This window comes from Streptomyces sp. NBC_00358, from assembly GCF_036099295.1.
Lineage (GTDB): Bacteria > Actinomycetota > Actinomycetes > Streptomycetales > Streptomycetaceae > Streptomyces.
In genome coordinates this window covers 768,534-785,229 of record NZ_CP107976.1, presented here as the reverse complement: position 1 = coordinate 785,229, position 16,696 = coordinate 768,534, and the positions used below count along the sequence as shown (strand labels likewise).

The 16,696-nt window shown below is 71.3% G+C and carries 16 protein-coding genes; 10 read left to right on the top strand and 6 right to left on the bottom strand.

The features are described 5' to 3' along the window. Positions 1-94: 94 nt before the first annotated feature. Positions 95-1,081 (top strand): hypothetical protein, encoded by a 987-nt coding sequence (locus tag OHT01_RS03180; protein ID WP_328551554.1) that lies wholly within the window; start codon positions 95-97, stop codon positions 1,079-1,081. A 122-nt stretch (positions 1,082-1,203) separates the two neighbouring features. Here OHT01_RS03180 and OHT01_RS03175 read toward each other — a convergent pair whose 3' ends face one another. The 4 genes from OHT01_RS03175 to OHT01_RS03160 form a co-directional block, all read right to left on the bottom strand. Continuing rightward, entirely contained in the window at positions 1,204-1,920 is a 717-nt protein-coding gene (locus OHT01_RS03175) for a tetratricopeptide repeat protein (protein WP_328551553.1), read from the bottom strand. Between the two features lie 311 nt (positions 1,921-2,231). Continuing rightward, entirely contained in the window at positions 2,232-2,525 is a 294-nt protein-coding gene (locus OHT01_RS03170; protein ID WP_328551552.1) for a hypothetical protein, read from the bottom strand. A gap of 220 nt (positions 2,526-2,745) precedes the next feature. Beyond that, positions 2,746-3,567 (bottom strand): polysaccharide deacetylase family protein, encoded by an 822-nt coding sequence (locus OHT01_RS03165; RefSeq protein WP_328551551.1) that lies wholly within the window; start codon positions 3,565-3,567, stop codon positions 2,746-2,748. Then, positions 3,564-4,901, bottom strand: coding sequence for an MGDG synthase family glycosyltransferase (locus OHT01_RS03160; protein ID WP_328551550.1), 1,338 nt, complete (start codon positions 4,899-4,901; stop codon positions 3,564-3,566). Before OHT01_RS03160 ends, OHT01_RS03165 begins: the two co-directional genes overlap by 4 nt. 177 nt (positions 4,902-5,078) lie before the next feature. On the opposite strand from OHT01_RS03160, the gene OHT01_RS03155 reads away from it, so the two are divergent. The 3 genes from OHT01_RS03155 to OHT01_RS03145 all read left to right on the top strand — a co-directional run bounded on the left by OHT01_RS03155 (position 5,079) and on the right by OHT01_RS03145 (position 8,261). Further along, positions 5,079-5,504, top strand: a complete 426-nt coding sequence (locus OHT01_RS03155; protein ID WP_328551549.1) for a BlaI/MecI/CopY family transcriptional regulator — start codon at positions 5,079-5,081, stop codon at positions 5,502-5,504. 4 nt (positions 5,505-5,508) lie between these two features. Next, on the top strand, positions 5,509-6,477 hold the full coding sequence (locus tag OHT01_RS03150; RefSeq protein WP_328551548.1) for a M48 family metalloprotease: 969 nt from the start codon (positions 5,509-5,511) through the stop codon (positions 6,475-6,477). A 569-nt stretch (positions 6,478-7,046) separates the two neighbouring features. Next, complete coding sequence (locus OHT01_RS03145; RefSeq protein ID WP_328551547.1) at positions 7,047-8,261, top strand: MFS transporter; 1,215 nt, start codon at positions 7,047-7,049, stop codon at positions 8,259-8,261. A gap of 129 nt (positions 8,262-8,390) precedes the next feature. On the opposite strand, the gene OHT01_RS03140 is transcribed toward OHT01_RS03145, so the two are convergent. Beyond that, positions 8,391-9,680 (bottom strand): aromatic ring-hydroxylating dioxygenase subunit alpha, encoded by a 1,290-nt coding sequence (locus tag OHT01_RS03140; RefSeq protein ID WP_328551546.1) that lies wholly within the window; start codon positions 9,678-9,680, stop codon positions 8,391-8,393. A gap of 431 nt (positions 9,681-10,111) precedes the next feature. Here OHT01_RS03140 and OHT01_RS03135 point away from each other — a divergent pair, with 431 nt between their 5' ends. Beyond that, complete coding sequence (locus OHT01_RS03135) at positions 10,112-10,729, top strand: hypothetical protein (protein WP_328551545.1); 618 nt, start codon at positions 10,112-10,114, stop codon at positions 10,727-10,729. A 13-nt stretch (positions 10,730-10,742) separates the two neighbouring features. Here the strand turns inward: OHT01_RS03135 and OHT01_RS03130 are convergent, their stop codons facing one another. Next, positions 10,743-11,306, bottom strand: coding sequence for a leucine-rich repeat domain-containing protein (locus tag OHT01_RS03130; RefSeq protein ID WP_328551544.1), 564 nt, complete (start codon positions 11,304-11,306; stop codon positions 10,743-10,745). 296 nt (positions 11,307-11,602) lie between these two features. Between OHT01_RS03130 and OHT01_RS03125 the strand changes: the two genes are divergently transcribed. The 5 genes from OHT01_RS03125 to OHT01_RS03105 all read left to right on the top strand — a co-directional run bounded on the left by OHT01_RS03125 (position 11,603) and on the right by OHT01_RS03105 (position 16,415). Then, complete coding sequence (locus OHT01_RS03125; protein WP_328551543.1) at positions 11,603-11,791, top strand: hypothetical protein; 189 nt, start codon at positions 11,603-11,605, stop codon at positions 11,789-11,791. A 143-nt stretch (positions 11,792-11,934) separates the two neighbouring features. After that, positions 11,935-12,951: a GlxA family transcriptional regulator gene (locus OHT01_RS03120; protein ID WP_328551542.1), complete on the top strand. Its 1,017-nt coding sequence runs from the start codon at positions 11,935-11,937 to the stop codon at positions 12,949-12,951. Continuing rightward, the gene (locus OHT01_RS03115; protein WP_328551541.1) at positions 12,948-14,774 is read left to right on the top strand and encodes a thiamine pyrophosphate-binding protein; all 1,827 of its coding nucleotides are present in this window, start codon (positions 12,948-12,950) and stop codon (positions 14,772-14,774) included. The genes OHT01_RS03120 and OHT01_RS03115 overlap by 4 nt, the downstream gene beginning before the upstream one ends. Then, the gene (locus OHT01_RS03110) at positions 14,746-15,399 is read left to right on the top strand and encodes an SRPBCC family protein (RefSeq protein WP_328551540.1); all 654 of its coding nucleotides are present in this window, start codon (positions 14,746-14,748) and stop codon (positions 15,397-15,399) included. The genes OHT01_RS03115 and OHT01_RS03110 overlap by 29 nt, the downstream gene beginning before the upstream one ends. Continuing rightward, complete coding sequence (locus tag OHT01_RS03105; protein WP_328551539.1) at positions 15,396-16,415, top strand: 3-oxoacyl-ACP synthase III family protein; 1,020 nt, start codon at positions 15,396-15,398, stop codon at positions 16,413-16,415. Before OHT01_RS03110 ends, OHT01_RS03105 begins: the two co-directional genes overlap by 4 nt. Positions 16,416-16,696: the final 281 nt, after the last annotated feature.

Below are 16,696 nucleotides of genomic sequence, written 5' to 3'. Positions count from 1 at the left end.
CAATTCTGCGCTTCCCTACAGAAAAGCCGATAAGTCACACAAGCGCCTTCCAGATGAGATGACGCTTTTGCCGAACGGCGGATACGGTTCGCCCGTGGGTGTGGAGGGGTGGGAGTCGGCGCACCAGGTCGCTTACGGCTGCGGTGCGTGGGAGCGGGCCTGTCATCAGGCACGCCTGTTGGTCGCCTGGCACGACGAGTGCGCTCTCGGCTTCGGCGCGCCGGTGCCCCGGAGGTTCCTGGCGGATGCCGGACCTCGGGTGAAGTGGCCGTGGGGGAGTCCCACGCACAGCCTGTTGGGCTTGCTCCTGTGGCGGGCCGCCCACGAGGCCGTGGTCCTGGTCGACGAGGTCCGCCTGGTCGATGCCCTGCGCCACTGCGTCGAGGGGGCCGAACCGCGGGACACCGAACCCCTGCCCGACGCTGCCCGCGGCACGGCGCTCGGAGCCGGCAGCGCCGCATCGGTGGCCCGGGTCGGGAACGTACTGCGGGCCCACCTGACGGCCGATGTCCCCCGGCCGCGTCCCGCCGGGGTGCCGCTGACGCTCGGATACCGCGTCCGGGAGATGCGGGCGACGCCCGACTGGGAACTCGGCGACTGGCCTGCGGCCCATGCCCTGGCCCGCCGGGCCATGGGGCGGGCGGACGACCTGCGGGAGCAGGGGACATGGCGGCCCACCGACCAGGAACGATCTTCCGCCGCGCGCATCGGCCGGGACCTGGAACCACCGGGCCGCACCGCCGCCTTCGGGTGTCCGGCCCCGAGCTGGCCGGAGCGGGCGGCACGCCTGGTCGACGCGGCCGCCGCGCTGTCGGTCGCGGCCTCCGAACTGCCCGGCGACGCCCCGGGCGGTCCGGGACCGCTGGCGAGGGTTTTCGACGCAGCGGCAGACGCGTGCGCCCGGCTCAGGGCCGACAAAGAGGAGATCGACGCCCTGTGGGCGGCGGAACCGCGCGAGCCGGCGGACCCGGCTTCCTGGGAACTGTCGCACCTACCGGGCGTGCTGCTGGAACAGACCGAGGAAACGGAAGACCTCATGCGGGCGGTCGCCGTCTTCCTGTGGGTACTGGCCTGTAGCTGACCGGCGGAATCCTGTCGGTCGGTGTTTGCCGGTGAGCGGGTGTCGGTGAGCCGGTGTCGGTGAGCCGGGCCGAGGCACCTCGCCCCAGGGGCCCGTGGGACCTCTTCGCGGAGCAGGGGACTTCAGTAGAAGTCGCCTCGGCGCTGCGCCGGGTTGACGGTGTCACGCCGCTGCTGCTGCAGACGGGCCGCCCTCAGCGCCGATATCTCCCGCAGATGCGCCTGGCTCTGCAGCATCATCATCGATCCCAGCGCGTGACGCCCGGTCAGTGGGTTGTCCACGCAGGACTGGTACAGCACCGCGGCTCGTTCGTTGTCCTGGTAGAGGGTGCGGTAGATCTCCGCCGCGCGGTACTGGGCGTAGGGGTGGTTGCGTGCGGTGGCCGCGAGGAACTGCTCCAGGGCGTGTTCCGCGGGGGACCGGGTCAGGGGCAGCAGCCGCTCCAGGTACAGCTCGCCCAGGGCGAGCATCGCCTCGGGCTCGCCCAGTTCGGCGGAGACGCGATACCAGCGGCCCGCCTCGTCCAACGACTCGACGATCCCGGCCTGGGGGCAGCCGTGGTGGTAGAGCGAGGCGAGGTAGTAGGTCGCCCGGGGTGAACCCGTGCTGCGCCGAAGCCGCGGTACCGCGCTCGCGTACTGTCCCTGCACGTAGTCGATGTGCCCCAGTAGCTCGATCGCGGCACTGTGGCCCTTGGACGCCGCGGTCTCCAGGAAGAAGACCTCGGCACCGCGGTGCTGTCCGCTGTTCCAGCAGTGCAGGCCGATCCGGTAGTACTCGTCGGCATTGGTCGGCTCGCGGCCGTCCACGGTGAAGTTGGTCCCCTGCCACTGCACCACGTCGCCGCCTTTCGCGTCTTGGCCTGCCCCGACGGGCACATGCGGCTCGTCGCTCCGCAGCCTCGCGAGGAGGGCCGGATCGGCGCCGGGGGCTCGCCGGTCGTTCCCGTACGTCGGCCCGGTGCGCCGGGGTGGGTCTCAACAGATGGTATGGCTTGTCAACCGGCACAATCGTAGGCCTGGTTCCCGCAAAGCTCAGGCGCGGTGCGACGTGGATCACCACTGTGGCCCGTTTTCGGCGGCCGGGGCGGCGAGGCGATGGACGCCCTCGGCGTGGAGTGCGCTGCCACCGTTCCGCCCGGGGCGCCGCCTCATGTGGACGGATCGTGTGACGTTTCCCGTGCTTCCGGCGGCAGACGAGTGAGTACGGTGTCGAGGAACCGCCACCCGTCGACATGGGGCGCATGCCCGAAACGCGTCCCGTCCGCCAGTGCCTCTTCGAGCAGGGCCCTCGCGGCCGCGGGCCGGTGGAGATTGAGGTAGCCGCCGCTGATCCGGCCGACGCCGCCGTCGTGAGCCCCCCAACCACCGCCGCCCACCACGTGATCGGGGCCCGAGGCGAAGACGACGCGGATCACGCCGGGCGCGCCCTCGCGCGCGAACACGACCACTTCCTGGCATGAACCTCCGGCCGCACCGGTCGCACCGTCCGCAGCGGGGTCCGCCCCATGCCGATGGCTGACCCACCACTGGAATCGCTCGGTGCCCACAACCAAGTGCCGAAGTCGACGACGTCCCATGCCGTCACGTTAACAACGCACGGGGTCTCGGCCGGAACGATTTTCGGGCCGGCAACTCGGTGCGCGACGTCGCCCCCCGGCCTCGTCAGGCGACTGCCCGCGGAGCGGCGCCGCGAGCCTGCGCCGGTCGCCCACGGTCCGCCTCGGTGTCCGGATCAGGTCCCGGACCAGGAGTCCCGTGGTCGCGGAGCGGACCCACCTCGTAGCCTCGTTCCTCGCAGGTGTCGAGAATGCGGGGAAGCGCGCCGAGGGCGGACCGCCACGCGCCGGGCGCGGAGGTGCAGTCCGAGTCGTGGAGCAGCACGGTGCCTCCGCCGTACAGGTCGGCGACCACGGTGCGGTGGACCGACTCGGGGGTGGCCCTGGCGGTCCAGTCCTCGCCCCAGCAGGTCCACAGCACCGGGGCGAGTCCGAGGCGGCGGGCCGCGATGTGCGCCGATGCCGACATGACACCGTACGGGGGCCGGAAGAGCGTGGGCCGCCTGCCCGTGATCTCGGCGACGGTGTCGCGTGCGCGGGCGAGGTCGCTGTGGGTCGCGCGCGGGCCGCGCAGCAGCAAAGGACGGTGCAACCAGCCGTGCACGCCGATCTCGTGGCCCGCCGCGGCGATGTCGCGGACCAGCCCGGGTGAGCGGTGTGCCTCGCTTCCGAGGAGGAAGAAGGTGGCCCGCACGTCCCGTTCGGCGAGGAGTCGGAGGAAGGACGGCGTGGACTCGGGGTCCGGTCCGTCGTCGAAGGTGAGGGCGACGTGATCGGCGCGGCCCTTCCCGGCGAGGCGGGGCATGACGCGGTTGCGCAATGGTCCGAAGGTGGAGACGACGGGAGCGCAGTGGGCTGCGGCCAGTGCGGCCGGCAGGGCTGCCACGGCGGCTGTGAGCAGGGAAGCCGTACGGAGCGTTCCGGTCATGAGTGGTGCCCTCCCGGACGGTGACCGACCATGAGGTCCAGGTCGAGACCATGGCTGAACGCGTGCATCAGCGTGGTGCCCTCGTAGCTCGTGGCGACCCCGGTGGCGACGGCACAAGCCCAGACGGCACAGGCCACGGCGGTCGTGGCGGTGAGCCGCCTGGCCCGGGTGCGCCGCCGGCCGGTGGACGGCGGGACCAGGGGCGGCTGCCCGGAGCGAAGAAGCCGGGCTATCTCCGCCGCCGGGCCACCACCGGGGGAATCCTCGAACAGCGCCAGTCCCGCCGTACGCTGGGCGACTCCGCGCGGGCCGTCGGCCAAGTCGCAGAGGACGTCCTTGAGTTGGGCCCGGTCCCGGATCCAGACCGCCACCCCCGCCTCGTCCAGGGCGGCGGCGTTGGTCAGGCCGTGGCCCGGTATGCAGCCGTAACTCGCCACGGGCAGCCCGGCGGAGAACGCCTCCAGGGTGGTGAGCCCGCCCGCGTTCTGGACGAGGACGTCGGCCGCGTGCATCAGCGCGGGCATGTCGTCGACCCAGCCGTGGACGTGCTCGATGCCGTCCGCGCGCAACCGCGCCGCCAGCGCCTGGTTGCGCCCGCACACGACGACCGGGACGACGGCGCCGCAGTCGCGCAGTTCCTGGGCGACCTGCCGGACGGGGCCGACTCCCCACGATCCGGCCACCAGCAGCGCGAGTGGGGCCGCGGCCGGCAGGCCGAACCTCGTGCGCGCGAGGCTGCGCCGGTGTGCGTCGCAGGGGTGGAACCGGGGATCGGCCAAGGGCCCGCGGACGCGCACGTCCTGGGCTCCGGCCGCCCGTGCCTGGGTCGCGGGTACGGGGTGGGCGGCGAGGTGGGTGTCCACGCCGTCGGCCACCCACAGCGGGTGCACCGAGAAGTCGGTCAGGTAGGTGAGGACCGGGACGGTCAGGCGTCCGCGGAGCCGGAGGTTCCCCAGAACGCGACTGGCCCCCGGGTACGTGGAGACGACGACGCCGGTGTCCGGGTGCAGGGCCTTCAGGACGCGGTTCTCCGAGGACCTGAGCAGAGCGCGTGCGCCGCGGCCGCCGCCCCCGGCACGCTCGGTGCCGGAGTAGATCCGCTGATAGAGCCAGGGCGCACGGACGAGCATCAGGTGGTAGGCGTCCCTGGCGGCCCGGCCGAGGCGAGCGGGCAACAGGTCCAGCAGGTCGTACCGGTCGACGACGAGGCCGTCAGCCGTGAGGCGGCGCTCAAGTTCCGTGGCGGCTCCGTCGTGGCCGGCGCCGACGCTCGCCGAGACGATCGCGACGCGGCCCGGGTGTGTGGCCGGCACCCGTGTTGGGGGCACGCGCATGACCGCTGGTGTCGGATGCGCTCGTCCGCGGTTGGCCATGGGCTTCCTCTGCATAGGTGGGCGGCCGTACAACTACAAGATGTAGTAGCTCGTGGTTGGGACGGGAGCATACCTCCTACAACTAGTAGGAGGTCGCGGGGTATTCTTATCGAAGGCGCAACGGCGGAAAGGTGAACGGTGAAGGACCCCAAGGGTGAGGGAGTCGGTGGTACGACCGGCAGGCGCGCCCGCGGTGAACTCGAGGGCTCCGTACTCGCCGCCCTCTGGTCGGCCGAAGGTCCGCTGACCGCCCGTCAGGTGCTTCAGCGGCTGCCGGGCGGGCTCGCGTACACCACGGTCCTGACGATCCTGTCCCGGCTGTACGAAAAGGGCGTGCTCGTCCGTCAGCGCCAGGGCCGCGGATACGCGTACGGACCGGCTCGCGACGAGGCCTCGTACACGGCGCAGCGCATGAAGTCGCTGCTGGAGGAGGGCTCCGACCGCGAGGCGGTGCTGAGCCGCTTCGTCTCCGAACTGTCGGAACAGGACGAGCAGTTGCTGCACGACCTCCTGTCCGCGCACGAGGGCCACCAACGCGCAGGCGACGTCGACGACAGGAAATGAACCGGTGCTGATCAGCGTCTACGTTCCGCTCGTCGTCACGGCGCTCCTGACCGTGCTCGCGCCACGGGTGACCCGTATGCTCGCTCCCCGCCCGGCGGTCTGGGCGCTGGCCTGCGCCGCCCTGGTGACCACGGTCGGCTGGATGGGATCGATGGCGCTGCTCGCGTTCACCGCGGTGGCCCAGATCCCCGAAGTGGCCGCCGAGGGGCGCTGGTCCGTACCCGCGCTGCGTGCCGAGGACCCGGTCCACCTGACCGTCGCGGTGCTCAGCGCCCTCGTCCTGGCGGCGGAGACGCTCTCCTTGGGCCTAGCCCTCGTGCGGCGGACCCGCCACATCCTCTGGGCCCGACGCGAATGCGCCTGCATGCCCCACGAGAACGAGCTGACCGTCATCGACGACGACCGGCCGCAGGCCTTCGCGCTGCCCGGATCGCCCGGCCGGATCGTCGTCTCGCGCGGAATGCTCCGGTGCCTCGCCTCGGACGAACGTGAGGCCCTCCTCGCCCACGAGAGGGCCCATCTCCGCCACCGCCACCACCACTTCCAGACCTTGTGGCAACTCACCGCCGCCGCCAACCCGTTGCTGCGTCCGCTCGCCGACGCGGGCGGCTTCGCCCTGGAGCGCTGGGCCGACGAGGACGCGGCGGCGGTGGTCGGCGACCGCGGTGTCGTGGCACGCGCGGTGGGGCGCGCGGCTCTGGCTTCCACGTCCCGTGCGCCCAGCGGCGGGGCGCTCGCCGCGACCGGAGGTGCCGTGCCCCAGCGGGTCCGGGCCCTGCTGGCGCCGCCCCCGCCCCGACGCGTACTCCCCATCGCCGCCGGGGCGATGCTGCTGGTCCTGTGCTGTGTCGGCCTGGCCAACGCCGCGGCCGACAGCGACGAGATGCTCGACGACGCGCAACGCGCTCAGTGCGGGGTGTCCGTGTCGCACCCGGACGGACCGCACTGCGAATGTCCCAGGCACCGGCCGTAGGTCTTCCTGCCGCGCACCGACGACGTGACCGTCTTCCCGGTCGCCGGACCGGCCGGCTCCATCGGCGGACCCGGACACCCCGGTCCGGTCGACACCGTCCCGGTCGCCGGTCGCCGGCCGCGTGGTCAAGCGCGACGGCGCGCTGACGGACGTGCACCTGCCCGCGCCGGGCGACGGGCCACGGACGACCGACGACCTACGACGGACGACGGACGACGGACGACGTGATGCGACGGTGAATTCGACGTCCCGCACCTGTCGTCCATGAGGCCCGACAAGTCCGTTTCCTCCCGTGGAGGGCGGAGCCGTGGCCGTAGCGGCTATCCTTCTCAGCGGCCCGGCCGACCCCAGAGCCTGGGAGAACGGCCCCGGCCCGCTGCGGCAAGCCGTGGGCCGATCTTGGAATGTACGGCCCTCGGGCATTGCTGCACCCCCTATGGGCTCGCCCTGTTCCAGGGGTGCTCCGGGCGACGGTGCTCGGCACGACGGGACACGGGAACCGGTGACGATCTCGAATCGGCCTGATCCCTGGTCCCCGGCCCGTTGTCTTCGAAAGGTTCTCCTGCACCATGCCCTTGGCTCTGCTGGCCCTGGCGGTCGTCGCGTTCGGCATCGGAACGACCGAGTTCGCCACGATGGGGCTGCTCCCTCAGATCGCCCACGGGATCGGTGTGTCCGTGCCGCACGCCGGCAACGTCGTATCGGCCTACGCGCTCGGTGTCGTCGTCGGGGCCCCGGTGCTCACGGGCATCGGCGCGCGCGTCCCCCACAAGCGTCTGCTCATGCTCCTGACCGGGCTCTTCGTGGTCGGCAACATAGCCTCCGCGCTCGCCCCCGACTTCGGCACGCTCTTCGCCGCACGCTTCCTGGCAGGACTGCCCCACGGCGCGCTCTTCGGCGTGGGCGCCGTCGTCGCCTCACGGCTGGTCGCGCCCGAGCGCGCGGCTCGCGCCGTCTCGAAGATGTTCCTCGGTCTCACCATCGCCAACATCGTCGGCGTTCCGGCGTGCACGGCCCTCGGGCAGCATCTCGGCTGGCGGTCCGCCTACGCGGCGGTCGCCGTCATCGGCCTCGTCGCCCTGGCCGGCGTGGCCGCCTTCGTCCCGCACCAGCCGCGCGGGCAGCAGTCCGGCATCCGGCACGAGCTGCGGGCGATGGGCAACAGGCAGGTCGCCATCGGCCTGGCCACGGCCGTCGTGGGATTCGGCGGATTCTTCGCCGTCTACAGCTATCTCGTACCGATGCTCACGCACCTGACCGGAGTCTCCGACGCCTCGACCACCTGGGTCCTCGCGCTCTACGGCGTCGGCATGACGCTCGGCACCCTGATCGCCGGACCGCTCACCGACCGTGCCCTGCGCCCGACGATGTACTGGGGACTCGTTCTGCTCGCCGCGGCGTTGGTGACGTTCTACTTCGCGGTCCACAGCACCGTGCCCGCCCTGGTGACGATCACGTTCATCGGCGCGATGGGTTCCCTCATCACCACGCCCATTCAGATGATGCTCATGGCCAAGGCGAAGAACGCCCCGACGATGGCGGCGGCCTCGAACCACTCCGCCTTCAACCTGGCCAACGCGGGTGGCGCCTGGCTCGGCGGCCTGGTCATCTCGGCGGGTTGGGGCTGGGCCTCTCCCAACCTCGTCGGCGCGGTGCTCGCCCTGGCCGGTCTGGGCCTCGCCTTCACCGGCGGTCTCATGGAACGGGGCGACCGACCCTCTCAGGTGATCACCCAAGCGTCACCCGCCGCCGAAGTGGGGACGCCGGTCCGCACGACGGACTGATCCGTCGACCGGTCCACGACCCGAGGGCCTGCGGAGGCGCCGGGCCCACCGCGGGATCCGCGGAAGCGCGGACGGCTGGACCGCCGGACGGACCGCCGGTCGGGCGAGCGGCCCGGCCGGACAAGCGGACTATTCGGCCTCGGCCGCGCCCCCGGCGGCGCCCCCCGCCGCCGGACCGGCGGACTGCATCGCTGCCTCCGCCGCGTGGTTCGAGCCGCCGGCGTGGTGCGCCGGGACGGCGAGCCCGCACGGCGCGCATCCGGACGTCCGCTCCGGGCGCAGCGGTACTCCGTTGCCGCGCAGTACGTCGCGGAGGTCGAGGATGAGCGGGAACACCTCGTGGTTGTGATCTTCGCCCTGCTCGTCCCAGGCCCGCTGTTCGGCCTCGACCGCCGTCCGGTCCTGGGCGAAGACCCGTTCGGTGAAACGGCGGATGAGCGGCCAGGCGAGATGAAGGGCGCCGGGGACCGACGGTTTCGCGATGGTGAGCAGGCCGTAGGCGTGGTTGATCCGCTGCTCGGCGTCCTCCGGCACATAGGCGGCCCAGAGCGAGAACACCGGGAGGTCGGAGCCCTCGGGGACGTCCCGCAGGGTCTGGTAGGGGTATTCGGTGCGGATCGTGATGACATCGGGCCGGTCCTGGCCGCCGATCCCCTCCGCGGACAACAGGCCCGCGCCCCGGTCCTTGCGGCCTCCGGCGGGCACGAAGAGGTATCGGGCCTCCACGTGACGGGGGCCGGTCTCGTACCCCAGCAGTTCCGGCTTGATCCTGCCGAGCACGCTCCGGTGCAGGAACTGATGGTTCATGTCGAGCAGGTTCTCGTGCATGAACGAGTAGTGGCATCGCACGGTACGGGAGAACGTCATGGTCCTGTGGGCGGCCGAATGATATTCGGGCAATGAGGGGAACGGCGCCGCCGCCGCCAGCGCCGGGTCACCGGGGAACACGAACACCAGGCCGTACGCCTCGCGGACCGGGTAGGAACGCACCCCGCGCGGCGGACGCTCGCAGCCCTTGGGCAGATAGGGGATCTGCGAGATGCGGCCGTCGCCCCGGTAGGCCCAGGCGTGGTAGCAGCAGCGCAGGATCTCACCCTCCACCACGCCCATGCTCAGCGGCACCTGGCGGTGCGCGCAGCGGTCCTCCAGCGCGTGGACGGTGCCGCTGCGCCCGCGGTACAGCGCGATCCGCTCACCGGCGAACGCGGTCGCGAACGTCCGGGTGCGCCGCACCTTCCGGGAGGTCGCCACCGGATACCAGTGGTCGGGGGAGATCCCGATCCGCCGGAGGTCGGTGACCGGACCGGGCAAGGCCCTGAGACGGCCGTCCGGGAGATGGGGCGAACCGGCCACGGGGCCGGTCGTGGAAGGCCGGTCCTGCTGCTCTGCTCCGGGGCGGCCGGGTCGGGCCTCGGTCATGGGCGTGGTCCTTTGCGCTCGGGCAGGAGGTCGCGTCGCGCGGTCGGGGCGGCCGTCCGCCAGGTCGACGGTGTCCCGCACGCCCCGCGGGGCCACCGCGGGCGACCACCACCGACGCGAGTGCTCCGCCCGCCGCCGCAGGGCCCCACCTCCCTACGGTCGCCGGGGCCATCGGGGCCGTCAACCGCAGAGGCGCGTTGGTGTGGCGACCACTCCGGCGCGTGCCTGCTCACGCCGGAGCGCTGGAGCGGTACGCGCCGGAGCGGCGGGCGACGAGGTGGCCGACCGGACGAAGCACTCGGGGCAGTCGAGGCGGCCGGGGCCCGGCGCCGGCAATGAGCTTCGGGCTCGGTGGCCGGGTACGCCTCGCCGTACCGTGCTGATGCCGCCCCTCACCCATGGCGCGGAGCCGTGGCTGAAACGATGCCCCGATGAGCCACTTCTCGTATTCCAGCGTCGACCCCGGCCGGGACCGGCGGCACGTCCCGCAGCACAGGCGGGTCGAGCCCGGTGAGTGGCCCAAGCTGGAGGCCGCCCTCGACGTGGTCAACCGCGACGTGACGGCGACCCTGCCGGGTCAGGAACCGCTGGTGCTGATGCTCGTCCCGGGGTGGAAGCCGGCGTCCAGGGGTGCGATCGACGGGGACCAGGTCTATGTGGCCCTGCCGGACGGCCGTTCGCAAGGCAATGCCGTGAACGCGAGCCATGTGGAAGAGGGTGACCCGAAGGAGCCGGACGACGCGACGACGATCCTGGCGGTGGTCGCGGATGCGGCGCAGGAGACCGTCATGGAGTTGCTCTGGCAGGTCTGGCCCGTCTGCTGGGTGCACAAGACCGGAATGCACCCTCGCCCGGCGGGAACCGATGCCGGCCGGTACCAGGGCGAAGGCGAAACGGACCCGGCCGCCCAACCGGTGTGGTGGTGCCGGGGCGGCCGGTCCGGCGAATGCCACGACGTCTCCCCGGTGGGCGAGTTGGCCGCCACCTTGCCGGGAAAGCAGCGTCGAGCCCTGCGGCGCGGCAGGCGTGGACAGCACGGTCACCCATAGCCCGGCGAAGTGGTCACGCCTTCCCGTCGCTCGGATGGGGAAGCGCGGCGACGCATCCCGTCGAGCAGGCGTTGACCAGCAGCGGGAGTACGTCGGTGGCCACGCGCAGCGATATCCACACCTGACGGAGTTCGCTCGGCCGGACCGGACGGTCGCAGACGCTGCAACGGTGCAGGGCGGTGGCGCCCCAGCGCCGGGGATCCAGGTTTTCCAGGTCGAGGTCGGCGACGGAGCCCGAGGGAGGCTGCAGCCGCGGGAAGGGGGCTCGGATCTTGTGGTTGCCGAACAACGCGCGCGTGCTCACCGTGCTGCGGGTCAGCTTCCGGCACCGGGTGAGTTCGTACGGGAACCAGTGCAGCCGGTAGGAGGTGTACGGGGTGAACTCCTCAAGGCTCGTCATGGCCCCGATCTCGGGCGGGAGTCTGACCAGGTTGCTGCCGTAGAGGACGAGATGCCTGACCGCCGTCAGCCTGCCGATCTCGGGCGGCAGGGTGATGACCTGCCGCCGCTCGTCCGGGCTGAGTCGGGTCAGGGGACGGAACTCCTCGCGCCCGTCGGCCGCGGCCTCATCGATCAACTCGAGCAGGTGTCGCCAGCCCGGTGCGGAGGTGTCCTGCCTTTCGGTGTGGAATCCGACGCGGGCTCGTGGACGTGAGGTCGACTGATCGAGGCATGAGCAGATGTCCCTGAAGGATCCGATCCGGCCCGGATCCGAATCCGTTGTGCCGCCACGGGGGTTCGCGTTGAGCCTCGGCTTGTCCGTCATGGCGCCAACATAGGGAAATCGGCGTGCGTCGGCATGGTGAATCGGCATGACGGCAAGTGCCGCTCACGCACGAGGCGCAGGCGGAACTGCTCGACTGAGGGCCGCGGTTGAGGACGCGCGTTGTCGTCGACGCCGAGGTGCTCATCCATGGCGGCGGGGCGCGCTGTTCGAACCCCGCCGCCTACGAGCGCCGTACACGGCTGTCGACCGCCGCCGTACGCGCCGCGACGACGCGAGGCCGTGTCCACGCGGACGCAACTGCCTGGAGCGACGTACGAGCGGCCACCCGCCTGTGAGTTGCCTCACCTGGCACGGCCGGTGGTCCTGCGTGAACTGCCTGGTCAGCGGTCCCTCGCGCCGGCCCGACGACCGTGTGGTGGCCGGATGCGTCAGTGATCTGTCATTGCAGTCAGTCGGAGATCCGATACAGGCTGTGACCGTGGCAGAGCGACGTGTTGTTGTGGTGGTGTACACGGGTGCCATGGCGCTCGACATCACCGGACCCATCGAAGTGTTCGACATCGCCAACCGGCTCCTCGAACCCGGGGGAGCCCCCTACCGGATCGAGCTGGTCTCCGCCGACGCACCACTGGTGCGCACGAGTTCAGGAGTGACCCTGGGGGCCCTGCCCCTGGAGGCGGGCGAGGGCCCCATCGACACGCTCCTCGTCCCGGGAGGATGGAGTGTCGGCGAGGCGATCCAGGACCAGACGCTGGTCTCGTGGATCGGTGAGGCGGCGGCCCGGTCGCGCAGGGTCGCCTCCGTATGCGGCGGATCCTTTCTGCTGGCCGAGGCGGGCCTTCTGGACGGCAGACGTGCCACCACGCACTGGGCCTACAGCGAGGCGATGGCCTGCCGCTATCCGACCGTGACGGTGGACGCCGAGCCGATCTTCGTCTGGGACGGCCCCTTCGTCACCTCGGCGGGCGTGTCGACCGGGATCGACATGGCGCTGGCCCTGGTGGAGGCCGATCACGGAGCTGCACTCGCCCTGGAGACGGCACGGTTCCTGGTTCTCTTCCTCAAACGCCACGGAGGGCAGTCCCAGTTCAGCGCGATGCTGGACGCCCAGTTGGCCGACCATCCGCCGATCCGCAGCGCGCAGGAGTGGATTCTGGAGAACCTGCACAACCCGTTACCCGTGGCCGAGATGGCCCGGCAGGCCAACATGAGCCTGCGCAACTTCGCCCGGGTCTTCCGGCGCGAGGTGGGCACGACCCCCGGCCAGTACGTCCAGCGCACACGGATCGCCCGTGCGCGCGAGCTCCTGGAGACCACGGATCTGTCGATCGGTCAGATAGCGGGCCGCTGCGGATTCGGCGCCCCCGAGACCTTCTTCCGCTCCTTCGGACGAAGCCTGGGACTCACCCCGAGGGAGTACCGGCACCGCTTCCAGGTCATCACGCCGGCCGGCCTCATCGACCGGAGCCACGAGAGGGACAGGAGCCCCGTATGACCAGCACCAGCACCTCGGACCTACCCGAGGCGGAGACGGTGCGCATGGTCGACCATCTGGCCGGCGAGCTCGCCAGGGCCGGGGTCACCCACATGTTCGGTGTCGGCGGCGCGAACATCGAGGACCTGTACGACGCCGTTCACCGCGGCGGCACCGTCCGTGGTGTCGTCGCCAAGCACGAGTTCTCGGCCGTCACGATGGCCGACGGATACGCCCGGACCACCGGGCGCCTCGGCGTTGTCGTCGCCACCTCGGGCGGCGGCGCGATGAACCTCGTACCGGGCCTGGCCGAGGCCTACGCCTCCCGAGTGCCCCTGCTCGCCCTGGTGGGCCAGCCGCCGACCGAACAGGACGGCAACGGATCGTTCCAGGACACCAGCGGCAGGGGCGGCTCCTTCGACGCCGCCGAGGTCTTCGCCCCGATCTCCCGGTTCTGCGCCCGGGTCGAGGACGCGGACTCGCTCGTCGAACTGCTGCCCCGGGCGATGGCGGCGGCCCAGGCCGAACCGCGCGGTCCGGCGGTGCTGCTGCTGCCCAAGGACGCGCAACAGGCCCGAATCCGGCTGCCTTTCCACGACCGGGCGCCGACGACGACCGGTCCTTCCCTGGTCTCCCCTGATACGCCTTCGCCGGGCGCACCGGCACCGGCCATACCGACCGCATCGCCCCCACGGCTCGACAGTGCGGCGCTCGCCAAGGTGTCGGACGTCCTTCGGACGGCGGGCACGGTTCTCGTCATCGCCGGTGAGGACGTCGCCGCCACGGACACGCGGGCCGAACTGGCGGAACTGGCCCGCAACCTCGGGGCATGGGTGGCGGTCACCCCGGACGCCAAGGACGTGTTCGACAACCGCGATCCCCGGTTCGCGGGCGTGGCCGGGGTGATGGGGCACGCCAACGTCGAGGACTGCCTGCGGCGCGCCGATGTGTGCCTGCTCGTCGGTACCCGGCTGCCGCTCATGGCGCGCGGCGGCCTGGACCGGGCCCTGGCCGCCACCGATGTCGTACACCTGGGCCCGGAACCGTCGTTCGTGTCGAGTACGGAACTGGTCGGGGACCTGCGGGACGCGCTGCGCGCGGTGAACGGCACGCTCCCGTCACGCCCGCATGCCTGCCCCCGGCACTCCGGTCCCCGGCCCACCCCCACGGCGGACCCGGGCTCCCCGACCGCCCGGGGGCGAACCATGTCCTACGCCCGAGCGGTCGCCGCCGTGGAGACGGCACTCCCTGAGGACGCGCACGTCTTCGTGGACGCGGGCAACACAGGTGCCAGCGCGGTCCATCTCCTCCCGGCACCGCGCCACGGCCGTTTCGTGGTGGCACTCGGTATGGGAGGCATGGGCTACACCTTCGGTGCCGGCATCGGCGCCGCGCTCGCCACCGGGCGCCGCACCTACGTGCTCGCGGGGGACGGGGCCTTCTTCATGCACGGAGCGGAAGTGCACACGGCCGTGGAACACGAGGCACCCGTGACCTTCGTCATCTTCAACAACAACGCCCACGCCATGTGCGCGCTGCGCGAGGACTTCCTCCAGGGCGGCGTCCGCAGCGACGACCTGTTCGGCCGGACCGACATCGCCGCCGGAGTGGCCGCCGCATTCCCGTCGCTCGACGTCACCGACGCCGAGAACGCGGACCAGTTGTGCGGGGCGCTGCTGCGCGCCAACAGCAGCGGTGGCCCGGCCTTCGTCGCGCTGGACTGCGACCCGAAGGAGATCCCGCCCTTTCTCCCCTTCCAGCCCTTCGCCGAAGACACCGGCCGTACGGGACACGCCGACCACAAGGAGAATTCGGATGAGCGACGAGTCGTCACCGCTGGCTGACATCCCCGGCCTGATGCGGATCGAGAACCCCGGCAGGGACGAGCTGACCGCCCACTGCATGGAACTCACCCACGCCGTCTACCCCCATCATCAGGTGTACGGGCAGTACTGCACCATCCACGAGTACGTCGACTGCCCGCCGGAGCTGACCTACGAATACCTCAGCCAGGGCCACCACTTGGAGGAGTGGACCTGCAGCCTGCGGGACTTCGCCCCGTCCGGTACACCGGGGCTGTGGGTCGGCCACGACCGGCTGGAGGACGACACCAGGATCTACTGCGAGGTGGTCGCCAACCCCGAGGCCATGACCGTGGACTACCACTGTTCCTGGGACCAGGGCGACAAGCTGTGGATGATCTACCTGATGCGGGTCGTGCCGGCCCGCCGGGTTCTCGACAGGCCGGGATCGGTGATCACCTGGACCAACTGCCGTCATCCCTACTACGACGAGAACCCGCACCCCGGCCTGGCTCCCCGTCCCGACAGGCCCTGGGTGGGCGACTACTGGGACCTCTTCTATGCGGGGCACACCGTGGAGATGAACAACCTCAAGGCGATCCTGGAACACCGCCACCGCAACGGACTTCCGGTCAGCGTGGCTCCCGCGAGGGCGGTGGCACAGTGACCACGGTCAGCCTCACCGACGTCGCGAGCTACCTCCCCGGCGAACCGGTCCCCGCCGAGTTCTACACCGAGTACCCCGGAGCGGAGGACAAGCTCCGCAGTCACCCCATGTTCAAGGTTCCGCCGTCACGGCACCACGTCGCGGCGGACGAGACCAACGCGGACATGATCGAACGCGCCGTCCAGCCCCTGATCGAACGGCACGGCAGGGACGAGATCCGTGGCGTCGACGTGCTGCTGGTGCACAGCCAACTACCGGACCTTCCGTTCGTCGGAGCCGGCACCGAGGTGGCGCGCAGACTCGGCCTGAACCCGGAATGGCTCGTCGACGTGGCCAACGCCGGCTGCGCCTCGTTCGTGTACATGCTGAAGCTGGCCCGGCAGATCCTCGCCACGACCGACGCGAAGACCGCTCTGATCTGCAACGCGCAGAGCGCGGCGGGGCAGTGGTTCACCCAGTCCGAGGTGCGCAGGCTCGCCCAGGCGGCGATCCCGGGCGACGGCTGTGGCGTGGGCTGGGTGACGACATCGGCGGGCACCCCGGTCCTCGACGTGGAGACCCGTCATGTCGGGGACCACGCAGGCGACATGACCGTGGCGGTCGACGACGGCCGCAAGTACTGGGAGCCGGGGGAGTCCCAGCTGAGGATCGGGTTCACCGACGCGAGTGTCGCCAAGGTTCTGGCGCGCGGCAACCGCCTCGTCCCGGAGGTGATCTCGGACCTGTGCGGGCGGCTCGGCGTCGCCACCGCCGACATCGACGTCCTCGTCACCAACCAGCCGAACCGCACCTTCCTGCGGAACTGGCGGGAGGCACTGCAACTGCCTCCCGAACGGCACCTGAACACCTTCGACCAGTACGGGAACCTCTTCGGGGCCGCGATCCCGATCACCCTGGACCACGCGATCCGCGCGGGCCAGGTGAAGGACGGCGACCTTGTGGTGCTGGGCGGGTTCGCCCACGCGGGCGACTTCGCGGGCGCCGCCGCCATCCGCTGGCAGGGCACGAACGGCTGAGGCGGCTCGCTTCCGTATGAAGATCACGGTGTGACGACCTGCACTTCCGTCTCGCCACCCAGGCCGACTTTCCCGACATCGTTCGTCTGCGTGACGCTGTCCGTTGGATGCTCGCTCAGGGCATCAACGGCCAGCGACGGCAGGCGAGTAGGCGTCGCCGATCGCGCGGCGAGGATTCGAAGCGCCGCGCGAGGTCACCCTCCGGTGAGCAACGCGGGCAGTTCGCCGCCTGTCGGAATTGGGGACCCGAGGGCCGCCGGGAACGGGTTCGTACGCACCTT

What these genes read in the sequence shown, in the direction of transcription:
- OHT01_RS03165 (WP_328551551.1), bottom strand. Translation starts at nt 3,567, where the DNA reads ATGACCGGAACGCTCCGTACGGCTTCCCTGCTCACAGCCGCCGTGGCA.
- OHT01_RS03160 (WP_328551550.1), bottom strand. Translation starts at nt 4,901, where the DNA reads ATGCGCGTGCCCCCAACACGGGTGCCGGCCACACACCCGGGCCGCGTC.
- OHT01_RS03145 (WP_328551547.1), top strand. Translation starts at nt 7,047, where the DNA reads ATGCCCTTGGCTCTGCTGGCCCTGGCGGTCGTCGCGTTCGGCATCGGA.
- OHT01_RS03140 (WP_328551546.1), bottom strand. Translation starts at nt 9,680, where the DNA reads ATGACCGAGGCCCGACCCGGCCGCCCCGGAGCAGAGCAGCAGGACCGG.
- OHT01_RS03135 (WP_328551545.1), top strand. Translation starts at nt 10,112, where the DNA reads ATGAGCCACTTCTCGTATTCCAGCGTCGACCCCGGCCGGGACCGGCGG.
- OHT01_RS03115 (WP_328551541.1), top strand. Translation starts at nt 12,948, where the DNA reads ATGACCAGCACCAGCACCTCGGACCTACCCGAGGCGGAGACGGTGCGC.
- OHT01_RS03110 (WP_328551540.1), top strand. Translation starts at nt 14,746, where the DNA reads ATGAGCGACGAGTCGTCACCGCTGGCTGACATCCCCGGCCTGATGCGG.